The 23,933-nt window shown below is 53.8% G+C and carries 22 protein-coding genes; 12 read left to right on the top strand and 10 right to left on the bottom strand.

All coding sequences use genetic code 11. The annotated features are described in order from the left end of the window. Window positions 1–4: 4 nt before the first annotated feature. From rhaM to rhaB, 5 genes are all read right to left on the bottom strand, one after another. Window positions 5–319 carry an L-rhamnose mutarotase gene (gene rhaM / locus IMQ48_RS16430; RefSeq protein ID WP_196209874.1) on the bottom strand — a complete coding sequence of 105 codons (315 nt, stop codon included), beginning with the start codon at window positions 317–319 and terminating at the stop codon, window positions 5–7. Beyond that, window positions 316–1,464, bottom strand: coding sequence for a lactaldehyde reductase (gene fucO / locus IMQ48_RS16425; RefSeq protein ID WP_196209873.1), 1,149 nt, complete (start codon window positions 1,462–1,464; stop codon window positions 316–318). Before fucO ends, rhaM begins: the two co-directional genes overlap by 4 nt. Before the next feature lie 75 nt (window positions 1,465–1,539). Further along, window positions 1,540–2,367 (bottom strand): rhamnulose-1-phosphate aldolase, encoded by an 828-nt coding sequence (gene rhaD, locus IMQ48_RS16420; protein WP_181498723.1) that lies wholly within the window; start codon window positions 2,365–2,367, stop codon window positions 1,540–1,542. Window positions 2,368–2,510: 143 nt separating this feature from the next. Beyond that, a complete protein-coding gene (gene rhaA, locus IMQ48_RS16415; RefSeq protein ID WP_196209872.1) occupies window positions 2,511–3,770 on the bottom strand; it encodes an L-rhamnose isomerase in 1,260 nt (419 codons plus the stop codon). After that, on the bottom strand, window positions 3,767–5,236 hold the full coding sequence (gene rhaB / locus IMQ48_RS16410) for a rhamnulokinase (protein WP_196209871.1): 1,470 nt from the start codon (window positions 5,234–5,236) through the stop codon (window positions 3,767–3,769). Before rhaB ends, rhaA begins: the two co-directional genes overlap by 4 nt. Before the next feature lie 303 nt (window positions 5,237–5,539). On the opposite strand from rhaB, the gene rhaS reads away from it, so the two are divergent. Continuing rightward, window positions 5,540–6,388, top strand: a complete 849-nt coding sequence (rhaS, locus tag IMQ48_RS16405) for an HTH-type transcriptional activator RhaS (RefSeq protein ID WP_196209870.1) — start codon at window positions 5,540–5,542, stop codon at window positions 6,386–6,388. A 152-nt stretch (window positions 6,389–6,540) separates the two neighbouring features. Then, window positions 6,541–7,389, top strand: a complete 849-nt coding sequence (gene rhaR, locus IMQ48_RS16400; RefSeq protein ID WP_196209869.1) for an HTH-type transcriptional activator RhaR — start codon at window positions 6,541–6,543, stop codon at window positions 7,387–7,389. Here rhaR and rhaT read toward each other — a convergent pair. Next, window positions 7,386–8,420 (bottom strand): L-rhamnose/proton symporter RhaT, encoded by a 1,035-nt coding sequence (gene rhaT, locus IMQ48_RS16395; protein ID WP_196209868.1) that lies wholly within the window; start codon window positions 8,418–8,420, stop codon window positions 7,386–7,388. The genes rhaR and rhaT overlap by 4 nt on opposite strands. A gap of 202 nt (window positions 8,421–8,622) precedes the next feature. Next, a complete protein-coding gene (locus tag IMQ48_RS16390; RefSeq protein WP_196209867.1) occupies window positions 8,623–10,044 on the bottom strand; it encodes an L-fucose/L-arabinose isomerase family protein in 1,422 nt (473 codons plus the stop codon). 255 nt (window positions 10,045–10,299) lie between these two features. Between IMQ48_RS16390 and sodA the strand changes: the two genes are divergently transcribed. Beyond that, entirely contained in the window at window positions 10,300–10,920 is a 621-nt protein-coding gene (sodA, locus tag IMQ48_RS16385; protein WP_196209866.1) for a superoxide dismutase [Mn], read from the top strand. A 242-nt stretch (window positions 10,921–11,162) separates the two neighbouring features. After that, the gene (gene kdgT / locus IMQ48_RS16380; RefSeq protein ID WP_096758837.1) at window positions 11,163–12,146 is read left to right on the top strand and encodes a 2-keto-3-deoxygluconate transporter; all 984 of its coding nucleotides are present in this window, start codon (window positions 11,163–11,165) and stop codon (window positions 12,144–12,146) included. Window positions 12,147–12,207: 61 nt separating this feature from the next. Here the strand turns inward: kdgT and IMQ48_RS16375 are convergent, their stop codons facing one another. Next, window positions 12,208–13,098 carry a dihydrodipicolinate synthase family protein gene (locus IMQ48_RS16375; protein ID WP_196209865.1) on the bottom strand — a complete coding sequence of 297 codons (891 nt, stop codon included), beginning with the start codon at window positions 13,096–13,098 and terminating at the stop codon, window positions 12,208–12,210. 151 nt (window positions 13,099–13,249) lie between these two features. On the opposite strand from IMQ48_RS16375, the gene yiiM reads away from it, so the two are divergent. Beyond that, window positions 13,250–13,924, top strand: coding sequence for a 6-hydroxyaminopurine reductase (yiiM, locus tag IMQ48_RS16370; RefSeq protein WP_196209864.1), 675 nt, complete (start codon window positions 13,250–13,252; stop codon window positions 13,922–13,924). A 66-nt stretch (window positions 13,925–13,990) separates the two neighbouring features. Here yiiM and cpxA read toward each other — a convergent pair whose 3' ends face one another. Then, entirely contained in the window at window positions 13,991–15,364 is a 1,374-nt protein-coding gene (cpxA, locus tag IMQ48_RS16365) for an envelope stress sensor histidine kinase CpxA (RefSeq protein WP_135323647.1), read from the bottom strand. After that, window positions 15,361–16,059: an envelope stress response regulator transcription factor CpxR gene (cpxR, locus tag IMQ48_RS16360; protein ID WP_005121756.1), complete on the bottom strand. Its 699-nt coding sequence runs from the start codon at window positions 16,057–16,059 to the stop codon at window positions 15,361–15,363. The genes cpxA and cpxR overlap by 4 nt, the downstream gene beginning before the upstream one ends. A 150-nt stretch (window positions 16,060–16,209) precedes the next feature. Here cpxR and cpxP point away from each other — a divergent pair, with 150 nt between their 5' ends. The 7 genes from cpxP (at window position 16,210) to IMQ48_RS16325 (ending at window position 23,913) form a co-directional block, all read left to right on the top strand. Further along, the gene (gene cpxP / locus IMQ48_RS16355; protein WP_117343652.1) at window positions 16,210–16,710 is read left to right on the top strand and encodes a cell-envelope stress modulator CpxP; all 501 of its coding nucleotides are present in this window, start codon (window positions 16,210–16,212) and stop codon (window positions 16,708–16,710) included. A gap of 147 nt (window positions 16,711–16,857) precedes the next feature. Continuing rightward, window positions 16,858–17,760 (top strand): CDF family cation-efflux transporter FieF, encoded by a 903-nt coding sequence (gene fieF, locus IMQ48_RS16350; RefSeq protein ID WP_196209863.1) that lies wholly within the window; start codon window positions 16,858–16,860, stop codon window positions 17,758–17,760. Window positions 17,761–17,944: 184 nt separating this feature from the next. Continuing rightward, the gene (gene pfkA, locus IMQ48_RS16345) at window positions 17,945–18,907 is read left to right on the top strand and encodes a 6-phosphofructokinase (RefSeq protein ID WP_096758831.1); all 963 of its coding nucleotides are present in this window, start codon (window positions 17,945–17,947) and stop codon (window positions 18,905–18,907) included. Between the two features lie 200 nt (window positions 18,908–19,107). Continuing rightward, window positions 19,108–20,097 carry a sulfate ABC transporter substrate-binding protein gene (locus IMQ48_RS16340; RefSeq protein ID WP_196209862.1) on the top strand — a complete coding sequence of 330 codons (990 nt, stop codon included), beginning with the start codon at window positions 19,108–19,110 and terminating at the stop codon, window positions 20,095–20,097. Between the two features lie 103 nt (window positions 20,098–20,200). Next, window positions 20,201–20,950 (top strand): CDP-diacylglycerol diphosphatase, encoded by a 750-nt coding sequence (locus tag IMQ48_RS16335; protein ID WP_196209861.1) that lies wholly within the window; start codon window positions 20,201–20,203, stop codon window positions 20,948–20,950. A 72-nt stretch (window positions 20,951–21,022) separates the two neighbouring features. Further along, entirely contained in the window at window positions 21,023–22,327 is a 1,305-nt protein-coding gene (locus tag IMQ48_RS16330; protein WP_196209860.1) for an SLC13 family permease, read from the top strand. A 113-nt stretch (window positions 22,328–22,440) separates the two neighbouring features. Continuing rightward, window positions 22,441–23,913, top strand: coding sequence for a DASS family sodium-coupled anion symporter (locus IMQ48_RS16325; RefSeq protein ID WP_196209859.1), 1,473 nt, complete (start codon window positions 22,441–22,443; stop codon window positions 23,911–23,913). The last annotated feature ends 20 nt before the right edge of the window (window positions 23,914–23,933 follow it).

The following is a 23,933-nucleotide window of genomic DNA, read 5'->3' as shown; positions in this document are numbered from 1 at the left end:
AAGACTACTGCAAATAAAACACTTCTTTTAGCTCTGCGCTCACCGGGCTGTTGTCCGGGTTTGCCGGCATTACGTCACGCATATGCTTCCACCAACGCTGGCAAACGTCGGTGCTGGCGACGGCATTCCAGCGCTCTTCGGATTCAATCTCAACGGTGGCAAACAGCAGGCTGCGCTCCTGGTCGAGATAAATCGCGTAGTGATGCGCACCATGGGCTTTCAGTACGGCTTCCAGCTCCGGCCAGATGGGATTATGCCGACGCTGATACTCAACGTGCGCGTCGGCATTCACCTGCATCACAAAGGCTTTGCGGATCATAACGCCTCCAGATACAGCGCGCGGACTTCTTCGCGGCTGGCGGTGCGCGGATTGCACGGTGCGCACGGATCGGCGAGCGCTTTGTCCAGCCAGCCCTCAATGTCCTCTTTGGTCACGCCTAGCTGGCTGAAGCCCGCCGGAATGCCCACGCGCTTGCTCAGGGCGCGGATCGCGTTGATGGCTTCCATGCTTGCCACTTTATCACTCATGTTGCGTGTATCGACGCCCATGGCCTGTGCTATGCGGGCAAAGCGCGCCACGGCGTTCGGGCGGTTAAAGTTTTCGATAATCGGTAGCAGGATGGCATTGCAGACGCCGTGCGGCAGGTTATGCGTCGCGCCCGGCTGATGTGCCAGCGCATGCACCAGACCCAGACCTGCACTGTTGAACGCCATCCCTGCCAGATACTGGCCAAACGCCATTTGCTCACGCGCTTCGAGGTTATGGCCTTCGTCGACCGCTTTGGGCAGCCACAGGTTGATCAGGCGAATCGCTTCCAGCGCGTTGGCGTCGGTCAACGGGTGTGCGCCGACGGAAACATAGGCTTCCACCGCGTGGGTCAGGGCGTCCATACCGGTAGCGGCAGTGACCGAGGCCGGGATTTCCAGCATTACACTGGCGTCATCGACAGCGATATCCGGAATGATGTTCGGATCGATGATGACTTCTTTGACCTTACGCGCGGAATCAATGATCACCGCATTGCTGGTCATTTCTGCGGCCGTACCCGCGGTGGTGTTAATGGCAACCAGCGGTACGCCAGCGTTTTTAACTTTGCCCACGCCGGAATAGGCGGTAGACGGACCCGGGTTGGCGGTCAGGATTTTCACCGCTTTAGCGGTATCGATCGGACTACCGCCGCCGAAAGCGATGATGTAATCACACTCTGCGTCCTGGTATGCCGCAAAGCCTTTTTGCACCAGTTCTTCCGTCGGATTCGGGAATACGTCGTCGAAAAGATGATACGACATTTTATGCGCATCAAGGGCGGTAAACAGGCTGTCCAGCAGACCCAGTTTGACCAGTTGACCATCGGTCACAATCAGCGCTTTACCCCATTGCTTGTTCGCCACGAGGTTAACCATATCGCCAATCGCACCAGCGCCATGCAGACTGATTTTTGGCAGTGCCAACATAAAGCTCATGAATATTCTCCTTAAAGGTAACGTCCTGTAGGCCGGATAAGGCGAAGCCGTATCCGGCGTTGAGTGAGGGAGGTATCAGTACAGCTCTAATGCGCTGGCCAGTGGGGTCACGCCAAAACGTTTACCGAGTGCAATCAGCTCTTCGCGCGTGATGGTTTGCTTCATACCGCCCATCGAATAAATTTTGACTAAAACTTCAGCAGATTTCTCTGCGGTATCTATCAAACCGAACGCGTCGTCGATCGTCGGGCCGCTGCCAAATACGCCGTGGAATGGCCACAGCACCAGAGAATGCTGCTGCATGGAAACTGCCGTTGCTTCGCCGATTTCGTCGGTACCCGGCACCATCCACGGCAGAATGCCGACGCCGTCCGGAAACACCACCAGGCATTCGGTGCTGCCTTCCCACAGTTTGCGGGTGATCAGCGCAGTGCTGTTTTCCAGCACGTAGGTCAGAGCAATCAGGTTGGTGGCATGGCAGTGCATGATCACGCGGTCTTTGCCATCGGTGGCTTTAATGCGCTCGCAGTGGGAAAGGAAGTGCGCGGGCAGTTCGGAGGTCGGTACGGCTTCGTGGGTCAGCCCCCAAAGAATGTGGTAGCCCGCACCGTCGCTGTCGATTTTCACTACGCCCAAATTGGCTGCCGGATCGAGCTGGACGTTGCGGAAGAACTTGCCGGAACCGGTGACGATAAACGGCGTATTGGCCAGCAGCGGCATCGGCTGACTCAGCGCGATATAGCGCGGTTTTTCATGGAAATCAGCGGTAAAGGGGGCGATGTCGGCCTCATCCAGGCGCAGCGTCAGGTTGCCGCCGTTACGCTCATCCCAACCTTTCAGCCAGGCATCAGAAGTGGCTTTGATCATCCCCTGGACGAACCAGGAGGTAGTAATGTTTTGCATGGTCGGTGTTCCTGTTCATTGCCCGAGCGGTGTCGGGTCTTACGTAGGCCGGATAAGCGCAGCGCCATCCGGCGTAGTGTTTTGTACGTTGCCGGATGGCGGCGCTAACGCACCTCATCCGGCCTACAAGGCAGACAACGCCTTTAGCTACGCTTGCTCAGTACGTCTTTTTCATACGTGCGGACGCTGTCCAGCCACTGGCTGCCGGTCGGGGCGTCGTGACGCTGGCAATACATCTCCCAGACCGCCTGCCATGGCAGCGATTTCTGCTCTTCCAGCAGGGCCAGACGGGCGGTGTAGTCGCCGTTGGCTTCGAGCTGACGCAGTTGTTCAGTCGGTTCTAACAGCGCGCGCAGCAGGGCTTTCTTCATATTGCGGGTACCGATCACCCACGCGGCGATGCGGTTGATCGAGGCGTCGAAGAAGTCGAGGCCAATGTGTACGCGGTCAAACAGGTTGTGGCGCACGATCTCGCTGGCAATCGCCTGCGTTTCATCATCCAGCAGCACCACGTGGTCGCTGTCCCAGCGCACCGGACGGCTGACATGCAGCAGCAGGCGCGGTACGTACAGCATGGCGGCGGAGATTTTGTCGGAAATCACTTCAGTCGGATGGAAGTGACCTGCATCCAGGCACAGCGCGGTCTGGCGGCTGGTGGCGTAGCCCATGTAAAACTCGTTGGAGCCAACGGTGTAGCTTTCTGCGCCGATACCAAATAGTTTGCTCTCGACGGCATCAATATGATGCGCCGGGTCGAATTTCTCGCTGATCACTTCGTCCAGGGCTTCCAGCAGACGCTGGCGCGGCGCTAAACGGTCAACGGTGATGTCTTTCATGCCATCCGGGATCCAGATGTTCATCACCGATGGGGTACCCAGCTGTTCGCCAAAGTACGCGGAGACGCGACGGCTGGCTTTGCAGTGGTCAATCCAGAACTGGCGAATGCTGTCGTCAGCGTGTGCCAGCGTGAAGCCGTCGGCACTCAACGGATGCGAGAAGCAGGACGGGTTGAAATCCAGACCTAACTGGTTCGCTTTCGCCCATTCCACCCAGTTTTTAAAGTGTTCAGGTTTGATTTGGTCACGGGATACCGGGGTATCGGATTCCAGGTAGATAGCGTGCAGGTTCAGACGCTTAGGACCCGGGATCAGGCTCAGTGCCTGCTCCAGATCGGCGCGCAGTTCAACGGCGTTACGCGCTTTACCTGGATAGTTACCGGTGGCCTGAATACCGCCGGTGAGCGAACCTTCCGGGTTTTCGAATCCGGCGACATCATCGCCCTGCCAGCAGTGCATGGAGACCGGCAGGCGATCGAGCTGGCGTAATGCCTCCTCGACATCGATACCTACCGCGGCGAAACGCAGTTTTGCCAGTTCCCAGGCTTGTTCAAGTTGAGTGGTCATGCGCAAAGCTCCTTTGTCTGTCGTGTTGATTGAAACTGCGCCTGGTAGCGGGCAATTTCACTGTCAGGATTTGGGATGAAGGTTGTCAGGTCGTAGTTAGCGGTTACCACCTGGCGGAAATCATCGACGTTGTTAAGCTCGTCCAGCGTCATCAGCTGAACGCCAATATTGCCGAGCGTAGAGGCCTCAACAGGCCCGGACATGACGCGGATACCGCAGGCATCCGCGCAAAGTTGATTGAGTAGGGCGTTCTGGCAGCCGCCGCCAACAATATGCAGTTGGCTGAAAGCCTGGCCACGTAGATGTGCCAGTTCATGCAGGACGTCGGCGTACAGCAACGCCAGACTGTCGAAAATACAGCGTGCTAACTCAGCATCCTGAACCGGGACGGGTTGGCCGGATTCGCGGCATGCGGCCTGGATTTCCGCGCTCATATCGACAGGGTTGATAAAGCGATCGTCGTTCGGATTGACCAGGAATCGGCAGGCCGGTAGCGCTTCGGTTTTCGCGATCAGCGCCGACAGGTCGGTAATCTGCCGCTCTTTTAAAACACGTTGCAGCAGCCACAGGCCCATAATATTTTTCAGCACGCGGTAACGTCCTTCCGCGCCGCCTTCGTTGGTGATATTTGCCGCCAGCGCGGCCTCGTTGGCATACGGTGTTTTGCTCTCAAACCCCATCAGGGACCAGGTACCGGAAGAAAGATAAGCGCTGTTGTTATCGGCCAGCGGTGAGGCGATTACCGCGCTGGCGGTATCGTGGCTGGCGACGGCAACCACCGGGATTTGATTTTTCTGCGGGCAGATCCAGTGACCAATGACATTCCCCGGATGTGTCGGGCGGCCAAACCAGGTTTTGTCAGCGCCGGTCCATGCCAGCAGGGTGTCATCCCAGTCGTCGGTGTTGATATTGACCAATTGCGTGGTAGTGGCGTTGGTATATTCCCAGTTCATTTCACCGGTCAGACGGTAGCCGAAGTAGTCGGGGATCAGCAGGGCATGCGCTACCTGCGAGACCAGCTCTGGCTGCTGTTCGACCAGCGCGCGGAGCTGATACAGGGTGTTAAAGGGAAGAAACTGAATGCCGCTGCGGCGATAGATCTCGCCGTTACCAAGCTGGGCTAAGGCTTGAGACATTACGCCGGTGGTACGGTTGTCACGGTAAGAGACCGGCAGACCGACCCGCTGACCGTTTTTACCGATCAGGACGTAATCCACGCCCCAGGTATCAATCCCGATACTGTCAATCAGGATGCCTTCATCGCAGACCTTCTTCAGTCCCAGGCGAATGTCATTCTCCAGGCTGTCGATATCCCAGGTGTCAAAGCCGTCTGTTTTTTGCAGACAGTTCACGAAGCGGTGGATTTCACGCAGCGTCAGGGTGCGGTGGTCACTGTCGTAACGCGCCAGCATTACGCGTCCACTGGATGCGCCGAGATCGACAGCGACACAATGGCGAAGAGTCATAGCGAGGTCCTTCTGAGTTTTATTGCACTCAGTCTAAGAACCCTCGGAAAGGCGTACCTTCTTGTTAGTGACAGCCACAATAAGCCGCTGGCAGCATGGCAAAGGTGAACGTGATGGTGTTCACAAATTCTATTAATGGGGGAGATTTTGTCTGATGTGACCCCTTCCGCATTTCCCGATCTTTCCTGCCATTTCTTGAAGAATTAACCGTGTTTACGCACTTTGGCGTCAAAAATTTAAGGTGAGGGTGATAACCCTTAATTACTATGCAGCCATGTTCATCTGATCAGGAAGGGAGTCATCATGACCGTACTGCATTGCGTGGATTTTTTTCCGACGGGTAAAGCGCCCGTGGCGATCGAACCTCGGCTACCCCAGGTTGCTTTTCCCGAGCATCATCATGATTTTCATGAAATTGTGATAGTTGAACATGGCACAGGTATTCATGTTTTCAATGGACAGCCCTACACCATTAGCGGCGGGACGGTATGTTTTGTCCGCGATCATGACAGACACTTATATGAACATACTGACAATTTATGTCTGACAAATGTGCTGTATCGTTCCCCGGATGCGTTTCAGTTTCTGGCCGGATTAAACCAGCTGTTACCTCAGGAGCAGAATGGTCAGTATCCGTCCCATTGGCGTGTAAACCAGGGAGTACTGCAACAGGTACGTCTTTTGATAGGGCAGATAGAACATCTTGGTGAAGAGATGGATACGCCGACGGCGGCCAATCGTGAGATCTTGTTTATGCAACTGCTGGTACTGCTCCGTAAAAGTAGTCTGATGGAAGCGGCGGCGGATAATGATGCCCGTCTTAACCGACTGATGGCGTGGCTGGAAGATAACTTTGCCGATGACGTATGCTGGGAAGCTGTTGCCGAGCAGTTTTCGCTCTCTTTACGTACCTTGCACCGCCAGCTCAAACAGCAAACCGGGCTGACGCCGCAACGCTACCTCAATCGTCTGCGGCTGATCAAAGCACGGCACTTATTGCGCCATAGCGATGACAGCGTCACAGACATCGCTTATCGCTGCGGTTTTGGCGACAGTAATCACTTTTCGACGCTCTTTCGCCGGGAATTTAACTGGTCCCCGCGTGATATTCGTCAGGGACGCGACGTTATGGCCGGGAGTAGCCTCCAGTAACGCGAAAGCTATCACCGTTTTTTACCGTCCGTTTGCTGATAATCATACCCTTTTATGCCGGATGGCGGTTGCGCTTTATCTGGCCTACGTGGATGCCCTGTAGGCCGAATAAACGTAGCGCATCCGGCAAGCGTTCAGGTTGAGGTGATGTGGTGGCGAATCAGCTAATCCTTCTGAAATCAGACTTTTTTGCCAGCGACCAGCAGGCCGTCGCCGTCGCCGATCGCTATCCGCAGGATGTGTTTGCCGAGCATACTCATGAGTTTTGTGAACTGGTGATGGTCTGGCGCGGCAATGGCCTGCACGTTCTCAACGATCGTCCGTACCGGATAACGCGTGGTGATCTGTTTTACATTCGCGCCGCAGACAAACATTCGTACACCTCCGTTAACGACCTTGTCCTGCAGAATATCATCTACTGCCCGGAGCGGTTGACGCTGAACCTGGGTTGGGAAGATGCGATCCCCGGATTTAACGGCACGTCGTGGCAACCCCACTGGCGACTGGGCAGTGTCGGTATGACCCAGGCACGACAGGTAATTAGCCAGTTGGAACATGAAAGCCAACAGCGCGAACCGTTATGTAATGATATGGCTGAGCTGTTGTTTGGACAGTTAGTGACGCTTCTCAAGCGCCATCGCTACGCCACGGATAGGCTCCCGGCGACCACCAGTGAAACGCTGCTGGATAAGCTGATCACCGCGCTGGCCGGCAGCCATGAACATACCTTTGAACTGGATAAATTCTGTCAACGCGAGCAGTGTAGTGAGCGTGTACTGCGTCAGCAGTTTCGTCGTCAGACCGGAATGACCATCAACCAGTATCTTCGGCAGGTGCGGGTCTGCCACGCTCAGTATCTGCTGCAGCATAGCAAGTTGATGATTGGTGAGATTTCTATGCGCTGTGGTTTTGAGGACAGTAACTACTTTTCAGTGGTCTTTACCCGTGAGACCGGGATGACGCCGAGTCAGTGGCGTCATCTCAGTAATCCACAGGACTAGCTTGCCATTCCCATACCGACAATGTTTGCCGCGACAATAATCACCACGCAGCCGAGGCTCAGTACGCTGACCGGGCGCCGTCCCGCATTACTCCACTCTTTCATGATCAGGCCTACGATACCGCCGCACAAGACGTAGAAACTCATGTGCAGCATCCAGCTCATGTCGTCATACTGTGCCGGAATTTTGGCATGGCCCCAGGCGTAAAAGAAGAACTGGAGATACCACATCAGACCGGCAAGGGCCGAGAACAGGATATTGCTGATAATCAGTGGTTTTGCTAACGAGAAGTCGGCTTTTACCGACAGGTTTTTCATTTTTGCCAGACGAATGAAGCAGTATCCCAGGTTAATCACGGCACCGCCGCCCATGATCACCACGTAGCTTGGCAGGGCGACATACAGCGGATTGATACCGAGTGCGGCTGCGGCTTCGTGCATCGGTTTAGCTGCATCCATGGCAAAGGACATCCCGGCGGAAAAAATACCGCACATCACTGCCAGTATCAGACCTTTTTTCAGATTGAACTCTTCGGCTTTGATACCCATCTTGCGCTCTTTTAACTGTCCAGCACGGGTGACTATCGCCACGCCGATCAGAGCAACCAGCACGCCGAGCAGGGTCATACGCCCACCAGGCGTACCGATGAGTACGTCAAATTTACCGGCAATGATTGGCGTCATTAAGGTACCAACAATCAGCGTAATGCCGATAGCGATGCCGATTCCCATCGACATACCGAGATAGCGCATGGTCAGGCCATAGTTAATGTTGCCAATCCCCCACATTGCACCGAATAAAAATACTGGCAGCAGTGTGGATGCGCTGAATGAACGGTAATAGGCCCAGAAGTCAGGCAGCAGGATCGCGCTGACGAGCCAGGGAAGGATCAGCCATGAAACAAAGCCGCCTATGGACCACATGGTTTCCCAGGACCAGTGTTGTACCTTTTTAAAAGGGGCATAGAAACAAGCGGCACTAGCGGCCCCGATAAGATGCCATATTATCCCCATCGTAATTGCGTTACCCATTCTGTTTCCTTTTAAATTATCGATCTGGCTGGATGAAAATCACCCGTTTTGATATTTAAAAGTCTAAAGAGTGAGCAATACATTAACCTTCAGTATGCTGCCGCAGGATGGACAATGCTGGCAAAATTCAGGGGATGAAAGGGATATTGATCACAAATGCTGCTCCGCCCCTCTTTTTTGAGAAGGGCGGAAATATCGCGTGTTAGCAGATTTTTACCGCTTGAATACCCAGTAGCCAGGCGAGTTTTTCCAGAATCTCACCATGATGGCCAAGGCCAATGCTGCAATGATGTGCTGGACCGCCCATGCACCATTGCGTGGTGAAATCGCGAGCTGATAACGGGAAGCGATAGCGGCTGTTGGTATTGCCGATATCGAGGACTTCACCCGCCACCGCCTCACCTTCGGCATACTGCAAACGTACCCCGTTTTCGGCATCTTCAATGACCGAAAGAAAGGTTACCGGGCCAGGTTTCACGGTCATCTGGATAGACACACCTTTACCCGGTTTACCATGATAAACCGGCAGCGGCACCAGACGCACCGGGCCATTCGCCATCAGCGGGTGCGCCGGGCCGTCATGTCCCCACAACACAGCATCATCAATAAATTCAATTCCATATGGCTCAGAGAATGAACCACCCGCTCCCAGAAGCTGCTGAATTTTCATCGCCAGTACATTTTTGATTTCATACTCACCTGCCACGGGAATACCACGGTGGGTGAGTAGCGTGTTGCCAAGAATGATTGAGGTGATGATGTTCTCGTAAGCATTGCCGTTTCTACCTTCGTAGTAATAGGCCAGAGCACCGAGTGTGTTCCTGGCAATCAGTTTATCCATGGCGCAGGCCGTGGTGAGTGCGCGATCAAGCTCTACAGGTTCGCATGTCGCATCCAGCTGAAGCACTCGGTGCATTTCCTGTTGTTTGGCGCTGAGATCGGTCTCGCTGACCTGCTCGCGGTATTCCGCCAGCTCACACATTTCCAGTGGCTTAAAGCGAACGCCCAATTTGGCGGACAGGTTCGTCATATTGCTGTAAACGTCCACCATGCCGTCATAATAGTGTCCGAGCACGCCGACCTGACAGTTTGCCAGCATCTGACGCGCGTTAAGGGCTTGTAGCCATTGCGCGGTTTGTTGCCAGACATACTCATCGCCCTGTAACGCGCCAACAATCAACTGAAAGCGGATATTTGCACGGTTAAATACGTTGGCCAGTTCGGGGGCACTGCAGGCCTGGCAGTGTGCCAGCCACTCTCCAGTACGTCCGCCCCGATCGGGAATTTGACGGATTGTCGAATAGGGGAGGCCAGGTTCCGGCTGTAGGGCAAGAATAATAACCGGCTTATTGATACTCTGCACAAGGGGCAGCACCGTTGCGCTGAGTGCGTAAGTGCTAATGTAAAGACAGACAGCATCGACCGGTTGCTGCTGCAACCGTCTGGTAAGAGCATCGGCTTTATCGATGTTATCAATCAGGCCGCCGTTAATGACGGTGGCTTGTTGCGCCGTCAGACGCTCATCAATCGTTTGTAGGTAACCCTGCAGACGTGACTCCAGGCCAGCAAACTGGGGCCAGTATGTGTCGAGGCCGATTCCGAAAAGGGCGATGTTGACAGACATAGCAATATTTCCTTGTGAGATAATCCGCAGACTATCTCGTGCTTTGTCTTCCCTGTCCTTTATGTCGCTGCCTGTTTTCTACGCAGGTTGGCAAAATTCGCCTGATTTTCCCGGTGACGCTCACATTTTCATCTCGCAATAGCCCTGTAAAAAGTACGGCATTGATAATCATTTTCAATATCATTTAATTAACTATAATGACTCAACTGCTTACGCGGCGTTAACACTGGCCGCCCGACAATACTGGAGATGATTATGAGTTATACCCTGCCATCCCTGCCGTACGCTTATGATGCCCTTGAACCGCACTTCGATAAGCAGACAATGGAAATCCACCATACCAAGCACCACCAGGCCTATGTAAACAACGCGAACGCTGCGCTGGAAAGCCTGCCCGAATTCGCTAGCCTGCCTGTTGAAGAGCTGATCGCTAAACTGGATCAACTGCCTGCGGATAAGAAAACCGTTCTGCGTAACAACGCGGGCGGCCACGCTAACCACAGCCTGTTCTGGAAAGGTCTGAAAACTGGTACTACGCTGCAGGGTGACCTGAAAGCGGCTATCGAACGCGATTTTGGCTCTGTTGATAACTTCAAAGCTGAGTTTGAAAAAGCGGCTGCGACCCGTTTCGGTTCTGGCTGGGCATGGCTGGTACTGAAAGGTGACAAACTGGCTGTGGTTTCTACTGCCAACCAGGATTCCCCGCTGATGGGTGAGGCTATCTCTGGCGCTTCCGGCTTCCCGATTGTGGGCCTGGACGTTTGGGAACACGCTTACTACCTGAAATTCCAGAACCGTCGCCCGGACTACATCAAAGCGTTCTGGGACGTGGTGAACTGGGACGAAGCAGCGGCGCGTTTCGCGGCGAAAAAGTAAGTTTTTACCTTCTCAGTTTGATGATGCCCCTGCAAGCGATGCTTGTGGGGGTTTTTTTGTGATCAAAGTCAACATCGGAACATTGATCCATATAAATTGAAACAAGGTTTTATTATGCGATTGAGATCACTTTTATAGTTTCTCTGAATGTCTATCTTCACTTCATCAAGACGGGTGCATCTCAAAGCAAGATGCAATCGCCCATAAAAAATGCCCCATTTTTATGTCTACAGGTGATGGAAATGCAGATAAAACGTACGATTGAGAAAATCCCAGGCGGTATGATGCTGGTGCCGCTTTTTCTGGGCGCACTGTGTCACACCTTTTCCCCCGGTGCCGGAAAATACTTCGGTTCTTTTACTAACGGTATGATCACCGGGACGGTGCCGATTCTGGCCGTCTGGTTCTTTTGCATGGGCGCGTCAATAAAGCTAAGCGCTACCGGCACTGTGCTGCGTAAATCCGGCACGTTAGTCATCACCAAGATTCTGGTGGCATGGGTGGTTGCGGCTATAGCATCACGGGTATTGCCAGAACACGGGGTCGAGGTGGGTTTCTTCGCCGGGTTGTCCACGCTGGCGCTGGTGGCCGCAATGGATATGACCAACGGTGGGCTGTATGCGTCGATTATGCAGCAGTACGGCACCAAAGAAGAGGCCGGGGCGTTTGTCCTGATGTCGCTGGAATCAGGCCCATTGATGACCATGGTGATTCTGGGCACTGCCGGGATAGCCTCGTTTGAGCCGCATGTCTTTGTGGGGGCGGTGTTGCCGTTCCTGATTGGTTTCGCGCTGGGGAATTTGGACCCTGAACTGCGTGAGTTCTTCAGTAAAGCGGTACAAACACTCATTCCGTTCTTCGCTTTTGCGCTGGGTAACACCATTGATTTGGGCGTGATTGCGCAGACCGGTGTGCTGGGGATCCTGCTGGGTGTAGCTGTGATTATCATCACCGGTATCCCGTTGATTATCGCCGATAAACTGATTGGCGGCGGGGACGGTACGGCAGGCATTGCCGCCTCCAGCTCAGCAGGTGCTGCGGTTGCCACGCCGGTGCTGATTGCTGAAATGGTTCCGGCATTTAAACCGATGGCGCCGGCAGCAACCTCTCTGGTCGCGACGTCGGTGATTGTGACCTCAATCCTCGTGCCGATTATCACCTCTATCTGGTCGCGGAGAGTGAAAGCGAAGGCGGCGGCGATTGATATGCGAAGCGCGGTGAAGTAACAGTTCTTTGCCAGATACATAGCGTATATCCGGCCCACATGATGATGTGGGCCGGATAAAATTAACGCCCAAATACTTCATCAATTGTTCGGCATTCGTCCTCGTTCAACTCCCCACCTGCATTACGCGAAACTCCGGTGCAATAACCAAACTTACGTGACACCACGGTTTTAATGGTGGTGACAAAATCCTCGCCAATAGCGTAGATGGACATGTACGTGCCAATCTTATCTTGAATATCACGCAACGCCGCGAGGTCGCCCTGCTTAAACGCCTCGCGTGCGTGGACAAATAGCTCCGGCATCACGTTATTCAAGCCGGAAATAATCCCCGCACCGCCTGCCAGCAGATTGGGGATGTAATATTCGTCGTATCCGGAGAGAACGGCAAAATCGTCGCGTACGGCGCGGGTGGTCTGAATCATACTGCGGGTATGGGACTGGCAGTCCACGGTGTCTTTGATGCCAGCGAAATTCGGGAATTCGGCGGCGAGGGTAGCAACCAAATCAGGCGTTAAATCGCAGCCAGTACGCGCCGGGAAGTTATAAGCAAACCATTTTCCGCTGAGCTGTTGTCCTAACTGGCGGAAGTAGCTCAGCAGCTGCGTTGCCGTTTGTCCGTAATAGTAAGGCGGTAGGATCATGACGGCATCGTATCCCGTGCGATACGCCTCTTGCGCCATCAATAGCACATCATTCTGGCAGGTGGATGAGACGTTGGCGACCATCTTCAGCGAGCTCATGGCGCGGGCCTCACGGATCAGCTGCAGCCTTTCGTCGAGCGTAAAGGAGGCAAATTCCCCAATACTGCCCATCAGCAAAATAACGTCGATCTGTGCCTCGGTAAGGCGTTTGAGATGTTGGCTCAGACCGTTGAGATCGATCTTGCCGTCATTGTCCATTGGCGTAATGGAAGGACACCAGACGCCAGCAAATTGCGATTGACCCGTCACGTGTTGACTCCTTAATTGAAATGATGTTTCAAAACCAACTTACATTGATAGCATGTGTCCCTAAGTTTCACGTGAACCGTGCTCTCATTTTGAGCGACTGGGGTAAAATAAATATGGTGTAATGGGGAAAAGTTATCGGGAGAGGGAACAGATGCGATATCCGGTTGATGTATTTGCAGGCAAGATTCGGGATTACACGGGAAGCCGCCCCAGTGCCATTGCGAAGGTCCAGATTGATGGCGAACTGATGCTGACCGAGCTCGGTCTGGCAGGGGATGAACAGGCAGAAACGAAAATTCACGGCGGGCCGGATCGGGCGCTATGCCATTATCCGCGTGAACACTATCAGTACTGGCGACAAGCCTTCCCCGAACAAGCGGAGTTGTTTGTCGCCCCCGCCTTTGGCGAAAACTTGTCAACGCAAGGAATGACGGAAGAGAATGTTTTTATTGGTGATATCTTCCAGTGGGGCGAGGCGTTGATTCAGGTCACGCAGCCGCGTTCGCCGTGTTTTAAGCTGAACTTTCATTTTGGTATTAGCGACATGGCAAGCCAGATGCAGGAGGCGGGCAAGACCGGCTGGTTGTGCAGCGTAATCGCGGCTGGCATGGTGTCGGCGGATGCGCCGCTGGTACTGGCGTCCCGCGTGAGTGATGTCAGCGTGCAGGAGGCCATCGCTATTGCCTGGCATATGCCGTTTGATGACGATCAGTATCACCGTTTACTGTCAGCGGCGGGGCTGTCGAAGAGCTGGACCAGAACGATGCAAAAACGCCGCTTAAGCGGCAAGATCGAAGATAATTCGCGGAGATTGTGGGGGAAGTAAAGCGATTATTGAACCTGTAGGCCGGATAATATGCGTTAGCATCGCCATCCGGCACTACAGGCACAATTACGAACGTTTATACAACGGTAGCCAGAGCACCAGACGCAGACCACCCAATGGGCTGTCTTCGGCCTTAACCCAGCCACGGTGCTGTTGAATGGCCGTTTCCACTATCGCCAGACCCAGACCGGTACCGCCAGATTCACGATCGCGCGCTTCATCGGTACGATAGAACGGACGGAAAATCTGTTCTCTGTCTTCGGGGCTTACGCCCGGGCCATCGTCGTCCACGGTGATGGTAATTCCGTCTTTATCCACCGCAAAGCCAACTTCAATCTTGGTGTGTGAATAACGCAGGGCGTTGCGAACAATGTTCTCCAGCGCACTTTCCAGCGCGTTCGGGTTACCGTACAGCGGCCACGGTCCTGGCGGGAAGTTAACCGTTAACGATTTGCCCATCTGCTCGGCTTCAAAGGCGGCGTTATCCAGCACGTCACCCCACAGGTGGTTCGCTTTCACGGTTTCACTGACCAGCGCGTTTTTCTGCTGATTGCGCGACATGACCAGCAGGTCGTTGATCATGCTGTCCAGTCGATGCGCTTCTGTTTCAATACGCTCCAGCTCTTTGCTCTCGCCGCTGCGACGGCGTAGCAGTGCGGTCCCCAGTTGCAGACGCGTTAACGGCGTTCTCAACTCATGAGAGATGTCCGACAGCAGGCGTTGCTGTGAGGTCATCATGCGTTCCAGTGCCGTCACCATCTGGTTAAAACTGGCACCTGCCGCCAGGAATTCTTGCGGACCTGCTTCCAGTTCAGGATGCTGACGCAAGTTACCCTGAGCCACTTCATCCGCCGCATTTTTTAGCTTACGAGCCGGTTTCGCCAGACTCCAGGCCAGCCAGAGCAGCAACGGAGAGCTGACTAACATGGTGACGATCAGCAGCAACAGCGGTCGGTCAAACAGCAGATTGATAAAGTCAGATTGTGAACTGCTGGCAGGTCGAATGAGGTACAACTGGTAGTTATCTTCGCCATCTCTGACGGAGAAAGGCCCAACCATTTCAACGCGACCGTATTTTTTCTTTTGCGGATGGTCGGCGTTATCGGCCTGACCAATAAAGTTACGAATGATCTGCATTTCGTTGCGTTCTGCGCCGATCACGCGTCCTTCCGTCGTAACAAGTAATAACCGCTGTCCCGGCGGTGCCCACTTGTCTATTGCGCGAAACAAGCGACGCCACCACATCAAATCGTTGGGTGGATCGTTCGCCAGTTCAGCTTCAACGTGCTGCTCAATCATTAACCCCTGGCGCTGTTCGCTGTCCAGTAGCTCGGTCATCTGGCGTGAGTCGAGCTTCGGTAACATCAGCACCAGCATCAGCACCAGTGCCAGCGTTAACCAGAAGATGGCAAAGATGCGCGCGGTTAAACTTCCTATCATGAAGCGGAGACCATCAGATAGCCGCGACCGCGCAGGGTTTTAAACCACGGGTGTCCGTCTTTACGCTCCGGCAGCTTACGACGCAGGTTCGAGATATGCATGTCGATAGCGCGATCGAACGGTGTCAGACGTTTGCCCAGCACTTCCTGGCTTAAATGTTCACGAGAAACCACCTGGCCGAGATGCTGTGCCAGTAAATACAGCAGGGTGAATTCAGTGCCGGTTAACTCCAGGGTTTGTCCGTCAAAGCTGGCTTCCTGGCGACCCGGATTGAGGCTTAACGCATCCACTTCCAGCGTCGGCGAGCCGTTATCGCTGTTCTGCTGCTGCTCGCTCCAGTGAGAGCGGCGCAGAATGGCACGGATACGCGCGACCAGTTCGCGGTCGTTAAACGGTTTGGGTAAATAATCGTCCGCGCCCAACTCAAGGCCGAGTACGCGATCCAGTTCGCTGCCGCGGGCGGTCAGCATGATTACGGGTGTCTGGTGTGTCTGGCGAAGTGCTTTCAGTGTATCAATGCCGTTTTTCTTCGGCATCATGACGTCGAGCAAAAGTAAATCGATGCTGTCATCCAGAAGTTCCAGTGCCTGCTCCCCATCATGGGCAACCAGCACATCGAAACCTTCCATTTCGAGCAGCTCCTTTAACAGGGATGTCAGCTCTCGGTCATCATCAACTAGCAGTATTTTATTCATTTTTTACGTACCTCCGAGGCAGAAATTACGTCATCAGGCGGCGCTAATCTATGACTTTACGTTGTTTTACACCCCCTGACGCATGTTTGCAGCCCGAATCGTAAACTGTCTCTCGTTGAATCGCGACAGAAAAGATTTTGGGAGCAAGTGATGGGCAAAGTTACCGCTGCCGTCATGGCCTCAACGCTGGCACTCAGTACGTTTAGCCATGCAGCTGAAGTCGTCACAGGCGATCACTGGCACCTGGGTGAAAGCTCTTCGCAACGTAATGCGCAGAGCCACATGTTTGACGGTATCAGTTTAACCGAACATCAACGTCAACAGATGCGAGATTTAATGCAGCAGGCCAGACATGAGCAGCCTCCTGTTAATGTTAGCGAAATGGAGACAATGCATCGTCTTGTCACCGCAGAGAATTTTGATGAAAGCGCTGTGCGCGCTCAGGCAGAAAAGATGGCACAACAGCAGGTTGCCCGCCAGGTTGAAATAGCCAAGGTCCGCAACCAGATGTATCGCCTGTTAACGCCCGAGCAGCAAGCGGTTTTAAATGAGAAACATGAACAACGAATGGAGCAGCTGCGCGACGTGGCGCAATGGCAAAAAAGCTCATCGTTGAATTTATTGAGTAGTAGCAACTCACGTTCCCAGTAGTAACCCTGTTTTCCTTGCCATAGACACCATCCCTGTCTTCCCCCACATGATGTGGGGTTTTTTTTTGCCCAAAATTTGACACTTTCTTATTGCCTGACTGTTTTAGTTCATCCGTTATACTAGCGGCATATCCTGACGGGAGTGTTTATGAATCAAACCTATGGGCGGCTGGTGAGCCGGGCGGCTATCGCGGCAACCGTGATGGCTTCGCTGTTACTTTTGATCAAAATTTTTGCGTGGTGGTATACCGGGTCGGTGAGTATTCTGGCGGCACTGGTGGACTCTTTAGTCGATATCGCCGCATCGTTAACCAACCTGTTGGTGGTGCGCTATTCATTGCAGCCAGCTGATGATGAACATACGTTTGGGCACGGGAAAGCCGAATCGCTGGCGGCGCTGGCGCAAAGTATGTTTATTTCTGGTTCGGCGCTGTTTTTATTTTTGACCGGGATTCAGCACCTCATTCAACCGACGCCGATGAAAGATCCGGGTGTCGGGGTTGTTGTCACCGTTATTGCGTTAATTTGTACTATCATACTGGTCACGTTTCAGCGCTGGGTGGTCAAGCGTACGCAAAGTCAGGCTGTTCGGGCAGATATGCTTCATTATCAGTCTGATGTTATGATGAACGGCGCTATCCTTGTCGCGCTTGGCCTGGCCTGGTACGGTTGGCATCGTGCGGACGCCTTGTTTGCGCTCGGGATTGGCATCTATATTCTATATAGCGCATTGCGTATGGGATATGAGGCGGTGCAATCTCTGCTGGATCGCGCCTTGCCCGATGAAGAACGTCAGGAAATTATTGATATAGTGACGTCATGGCCGGGAGTCAGCGGCGCTCACGATCTTCGCACGCGGCAGTCAGGGCCGACCCGCTTTATTCAGATTCATTTGGAAATGGAAGATGATCTGCCGCTCGTTCAGGCTCATTTAGTCGCTGAACAGGTTGAGCAGGCTATTTTGCGACGTTTCCCGGGATCGGATGTGATTATTCATCAGGATCCTTGTTCAGTCGTACCCAAGGAAGGCAAGATGTTTGAGCTTTCATAATTCGTTGTAAAAAAGTGAGTAGGGCCAGCATTTTGTGTATAAATTACCACCGTTTGGCCTGACCTGAATCAATTCAGCAGGAAGTGATTGTTATACTATCTGCATATTCGTTGGATCGTTTCGATATGCGGAATCGACTTCCGGCAGCAGATTTCATTTTGCATTCCAAAGTTCAGAGGTAGTCATGATTAAGAAAATCGGTGTGTTGACAAGCGGCGGTGATGCGCCGGGCATGAACGCAGCAATCCGTGGTGTTGTACGTGCAGCGTTGACGGAAGGGCTGGAAGTCATGGGGATCCATGATGGCTACCTGGGTTTGTACGAAGACCGTATGGTTCAGCTTGACCGTTATAGCGTGTCCGACATGATCAACCGTGGCGGTACTTTCCTCGGTTCTGCTCGCTTCCCGGAATTCCGCGACGAAAACGTGCGCGCTGTGGCTATCGAAAACCTGAAGAAGCGTGGTATTGACGCCCTGGTTGTTATCGGTGGTGACGGTTCCTACTTGGGTGCAAAACGTCTGACTGAAATGGGCTTCCCGTGCATCGGCCTGCCAGGTACCATCGACAACGATATTAAAGGCACCGACTACACTATCGGCTACTTCACCGCACTGGGTACCGTGGTAGAAGCGATTGACCGCCTGCGTGACACCTCTTCTTCTCACCAGCGTATCTCCATCGTTGAAGTGATGGGCCGCTACTGTGGTGACCTGACCCTGGCGGCAGCAATTGCCGGTGGCTGCGAATTTGTCGTCGTTCCGGAAGTTGAATTCAGCCGTGACGATCTGGTCGCTGAAATCAAAGCCGGCATCGCGAAAGGTAAGAAGCACGCGATTGTGGCGATCACCGAGCACATGTGTGACGTTGATGAATTGGCGCACTATATCGAGAAAGAAACCGGCCGCGAAACGCGTTCAACCGTACTGGGTCACATTCAGCGTGGTGGTTCTCCGGTGCCTTACGACCGTATCCTGGCATCCCGCATGGGCGCGTATGCTATTGATCTGCTGTTGGAAGGTCACGGCGGTCGTTGCGTCGGTATTCAGAACGAACAACTGGTTCACCACGATATCATTGATGCTATCGAGAACATGAAGCGTCCGTTCAAAGGTGACTGGCTGGACTGCGCGAAAAGACTGTACTGATTGCAATTGCCGGATGGCGGCTTGCGCCTTATCCGGCCTACATGATGCAAATCGTAGGCCTGATAAGCGTAGCGCCATCAGGCAAAAACCCGACTCCATATATTCCCCCACGTTATAGCAAATCTTTTTTTATTCTTTAAAGTTTGGATAGCTTTCTGGCACGCTCTGCTCATCACAACATTCAATAAGAGAGCTGGGCGATGAACAAATGGGGCGTAGGGTTAACATTATTGCTGGCATCGACCAGCGTTCTGGCAAAGGATATTCAGTTACTTAACGTATCGTACGATCCAACGCGTGAGCTGTACGAACAGTACAACAAAGCCTTCGCGGCGCACTGGAAACAGGAAACGGGCGATAACGTGGTGATCCGCCAGTCTCACGGTGGCTCTGGTAAACAGGCGACATCCGTCATTAACGGCATCGAAGCCGATGTGGTTACCCTGGCGCTGGCCTACGACGTAGATGCCATTGCTGAGCGTGGCCGTATCGATAAAAACTGGATTAAACGCCTGCCGGACAACTCTGCACCTTACACCTCCACCATCGTCTTCCTGGTGCGCAAAGGCAATCCAAAACAAATTCACGACTGGAACGATCTGGTTAAACCGGGCGTGTCAGTCATTACGCCGAACCCGAAAAGCTCCGGTGGGGCACGCTGGAACTATCTGGCGGCATGGGGTTACGCCCTGCACCACAGCAACAACGATCAAACCAAAGCCCAGGACTTCGTTAAAGCCCTGTTCAAAAACGTGGAAGTGCTGGATTCTGGCGCACGTGGCTCAACCAATACGTTTGTTGAACGCGGTATTGGCGATGTGCTGATCGCGTGGGAGAACGAAGCGCTGTTGGCGACGAACGAACTGGGTAAAGACAAGTTCGAGATTGTCACGCCGAGTGAATCCATCCTGGCGGAACCGACCGTTTCTATTGTCGACAAAGTGGTAGAAAAGAAAGACAGCAAAGTCGTGGCCGAAGCCTACCTGAAGTATCTCTACTCTCCACAGGGTCAGGAAATTGCGGCGAAAAACTATTACCGCCCGCGCGATGCTGACGTGGCGAAGAAATACGAAAATGCGTTTCCGAAGCTGAAGTTGTTCACCATTGACGATGAGTTTGGTGGCTGGACCAAAGCGCAGAAAGAGCACTTCTCTAACGGCGGTACGTTTGACCAAATCAGCAAACGCTAAAGCGGATGCGGTTACAGGCCCGGTGGCATAACGCGATCGGGCTTTTTTATTTGTCATCATTTTACGTTACGCTTGCCCCTCAATGGGATACAGGAAACGCGTAATGAAAAAAGCAGGTTATCTTTTACTGGCGGTGATTGTTATCGCCGCCGCTGCGGGCATCGGTTACTGGAAACTTACTGGTAATCCGGACGCATTACGCCAGATTGTTCTTGAGCAATGTCTGCCGAACCAGCTGCAACGGCATAACCCTGCACCGTGTGCGGAGGTGAAGCCGGATGCCGGGTACGTGGTGTTCAAAGACCGTAACGGCCCTCTGCAATACTTATTGATGCCCACTTACCGCATTAACGGCACGGAAAGCCCGCTGCTGCTGCAATCCGGCACGCCGAACTTTTTCTGGCTTGCCTGGCAAGCGCGCAGTTTTATGAGCCAAAAATACGGCCAGGAAATCCCTGACAAGGCGGTATCACTGACGATCAACTCGCCGTCTGGCCGCACGCAAAACCATTTTCACATTCATATCTCTTGTTTGCGTCCCGATGTCAGAGCGCAACTGGATGACAATCTGGCGAAAATCAGCACCCGTTGGTTGCCGTTACCCGGCGGTCTGCGCGGACACGAGTATCTGGCTCGTCGCGTCACGGAAAGCGAACTGGTACAACGTAGCCCGTTTATGATGCTGGCGGAAGAGGTACCGGAAGCGCGTGACCATATGGGGCGCTATGCGCTGGCGATGGTACGTCAGAGCGATGAGTCCTTTGTCCTGCTGGCGACCCAACGTGATTTGCTGTCGCTGAATCTCGCGTCCGCCGAGGAGATTCAGGATCATCAGTGTCAGATCCTGCAGTAACCCACCTATTCTGGCGTTTACTCGCTCTGCCTGTCCCCGTATTCTTGTTGAAAAAAACAACAGGAGACAGGCATGTCGCTCTGGCTTACGCACCCTCTGTTTATCCCTTCACTGGTGGTTGGCATCACCATCCTGCTCTGGGCCACATCGCTTTTGCCGGAGTTCATTACGGCGCTGATTTTCTTCTCTGTTGCAATGGTGGCGAAAATCGCCCCACCGGAGGTGATTTTTGGCGGCTTTGCCTCGTCGGCGTTTTGGCTGGTCTTCAGCGGCTTCGTGCTGGGTATCGCGATACGTAAAACGGGGCTGGCGGACAGGGCGGCGCGGGCGCTGTCTTCCCGGCTGACCGACTCCTGGCCGTTAATGGTCGCAAGCGTGGTGCTGCTGAGCTACGCGCTGGCGTTTGTGATGCCGTCCAACATGGGGCGTATCGCGCTGCTGATGCCGATTGTCGCAGCGATGGCGAAACGCGCCGGTATTATCGACGGCACCCGTGCCTGGTACGGTCTGGCGTTGGCCGTGGGTTTTGGGACGTTCCAGCTTTCCGCTACCATTCTACCCGCCAACGTACCGAATCTGGTGATGAGCGGCGCAACGGAAGGTTCTTACGGTATCCATCTGAATTATCTACCCTATTTAATGCTGCATACGCCGGTCCTCGGCTGGCTAAAAGGCGCGCTGTTGGTTGGGCTGATCTGCTGGCTGTTCCCCGGCAGGCCCCATGCCCCTGATGATGTGACGCCACCTGCGCCGATGAGCCGTGATGAAAAACGGCTGGCCTGGATGTTAGCGGTGGTGTTGCTGATGTGGGTCAGCGAAAGCTGGCACGGCATCGGTCCGGCCTGGACCGGGCTGGTGGCGGCGATCATTACGCTGTTACCGCGGGTAGGCTTTATTAATGGCGAAGAATTTTCCAGCGGAGTAAACATCCGCACCTGTATTTATGTGGCGGGGATTCTGGGGCTGGCGATCACCGTGACGCAAACCGGCATCGGTAGCGCGGTGGGGGAGGCGTTGTTACAGGTGATGCCGCTGGACGCGGATAAACCCTTTACCAGCTTTCTGGCGTTAACCGGTATTACCACGGCACTCAATTTTATTATGACCGCCAACGGCGTTCCGGCGCTGTATACCACGCTGGCACAGAGCTTTGCTGATGCGACCGGGTTTCCGCTGCTGTCGGTGATTATGATTCAGGTACTGGGCTATTCCACTCCGTTGCTGCCGTACCAGGCATCACCGATTGTGGTGGCGATGGCGTTAGGGAAAGTGCCTGCAAGGGCCGGGATGCTGTTGTGCATCGCGCTGGCTATGGCAACTTATCTGGTTCTGCTGCCGCTGGATTATCTGTGGTTTAGCGTGTTGGGGAAATTATAGTTTTACCATAATGTTAATTTTTTGTTTTGTGAGTGAGCGAATTGTATTATGCGTGCCAATACCGGTTAATACCGGAGCGCAGATTTGCGTGCTGGATACTCAAGGATTGATTCATGGACAGATTGACCCCCATCCGCTGTTGGCCCGCCATTTTCTCGATCGTGATTACGCTGACCATCTGGTTTGTTATCCCTTGTCCCGCTGACGTGACCCCGGAGGCGTGGCATCTGCTGGCGCTGTTTATCGGGACTATCGCGGCGATCATCGGCAAAGCCATGCCGATTGGCGCTATCGCGATTGTGGCGATTATGCTGGTGGCAATGACCGGTGTCACTCACCCCGGTAAACCGACCGCGGCGCTGAGCGATGCGCTGAGTGGTTTCTCTAACCAACTGATTTGGCTCATCGGTATTTCCATCATGCTGTCGCAAAGCCTGTTGAAAACGGGGCTGGGAGCACGCATTGGCTATGGGTTTATTGCCCTGTTTGGTAAACGGACGCTGGGTATTGCCTGGGCGTTAACTCTGGCGGAAACGCTAATAGCCCCCGTAACCCCAAGCAATACCGCGCGCGGTGGTGGGATTATTCACCCGGTCATGCGGGCAATTGCCGAAAGCCTCGGGTCTCAGCCGGGAGATAAGGAAAACGGTACTACCGGCCGCTATCTGGCGTTGGTGAACTACAACATTAACCCAATCACCTCGGCGATGTTTATTACCGCGACCGCACCTAACCCATTGATTGTCAGCTTTTTGACCAAAGGGACGGATGGCGTACTGAATATGACCTGGGGAATGTGGGCCATCGCCGCGCTCCTGCCAGCGGTCGTCTCACTGATCGTGATGCCCATTATTATCTGGTGGCTCTATCCGCCAGCCATTACGCGCACGCCGAACGCGCCGCAATTCGCCCGGCAAAAGCTTGACGCGCTTGGCCCGCTTGCGCTGGCAGAGAAAATCACGCTTGCGGTTTTCGTTTTGCTGCTCTGCCTGTGGGCGGGTGTTCCTGCGATGATCATGGGCAGTGCCTGGACCGTCAATCCCACCAGTGCAGCGCTAATTGGCTTATCGATTTTGTTAGTGACTGGGGTATTAAGCTGGGACGATATTCTCAAATGCCGTGGGGCATGGGATACGATAGTCTGGTTTGCAGCGCTGGTGATGATGGCGGACTTCCTGAGTAAACTGGGCCTGGTTGGCTGGCTGGCGACCAGCGTCGGGAGTGCCATCGATCATCTCGGCGTTCACTGGAGTATCGCCACACTGCTGCTGATTCTGCTTTACGTCTATTCGCACTACTTTTTTGCCAGCACTACCGCGCATATTACGGCCATGTTCGCGGCGTTCTTTGCGGCGGGATTAGGTCTAGGTGCGCCTCCGGCGTTGCTTGGCCTGATGCTGGGGTTCTCATCCTCGTTGATGATGTCGCTCACGCACTACGGCACGGGTACCGCGCCCATCATTTTTGGCTCGGGTTACGTCACGCTGGCTGAGTGGTGGAAAACAGGGCTGGTGATGAGTGTGGCCAATCTGACTATCTGGGGGGTAACGGGGGCCTTCTGGTGGCACTGGCTGGGATACTGGTAATGCGGAGATGACAAGGGGGG

The organism is Citrobacter sp. Res13-Sevr-PEB04-36 (assembly GCF_015672735.1).
GTDB lineage: Bacteria > Pseudomonadota > Gammaproteobacteria > Enterobacterales > Enterobacteriaceae > Citrobacter.
This window is presented reverse-complemented; position numbering and strand designations above follow the sequence as displayed.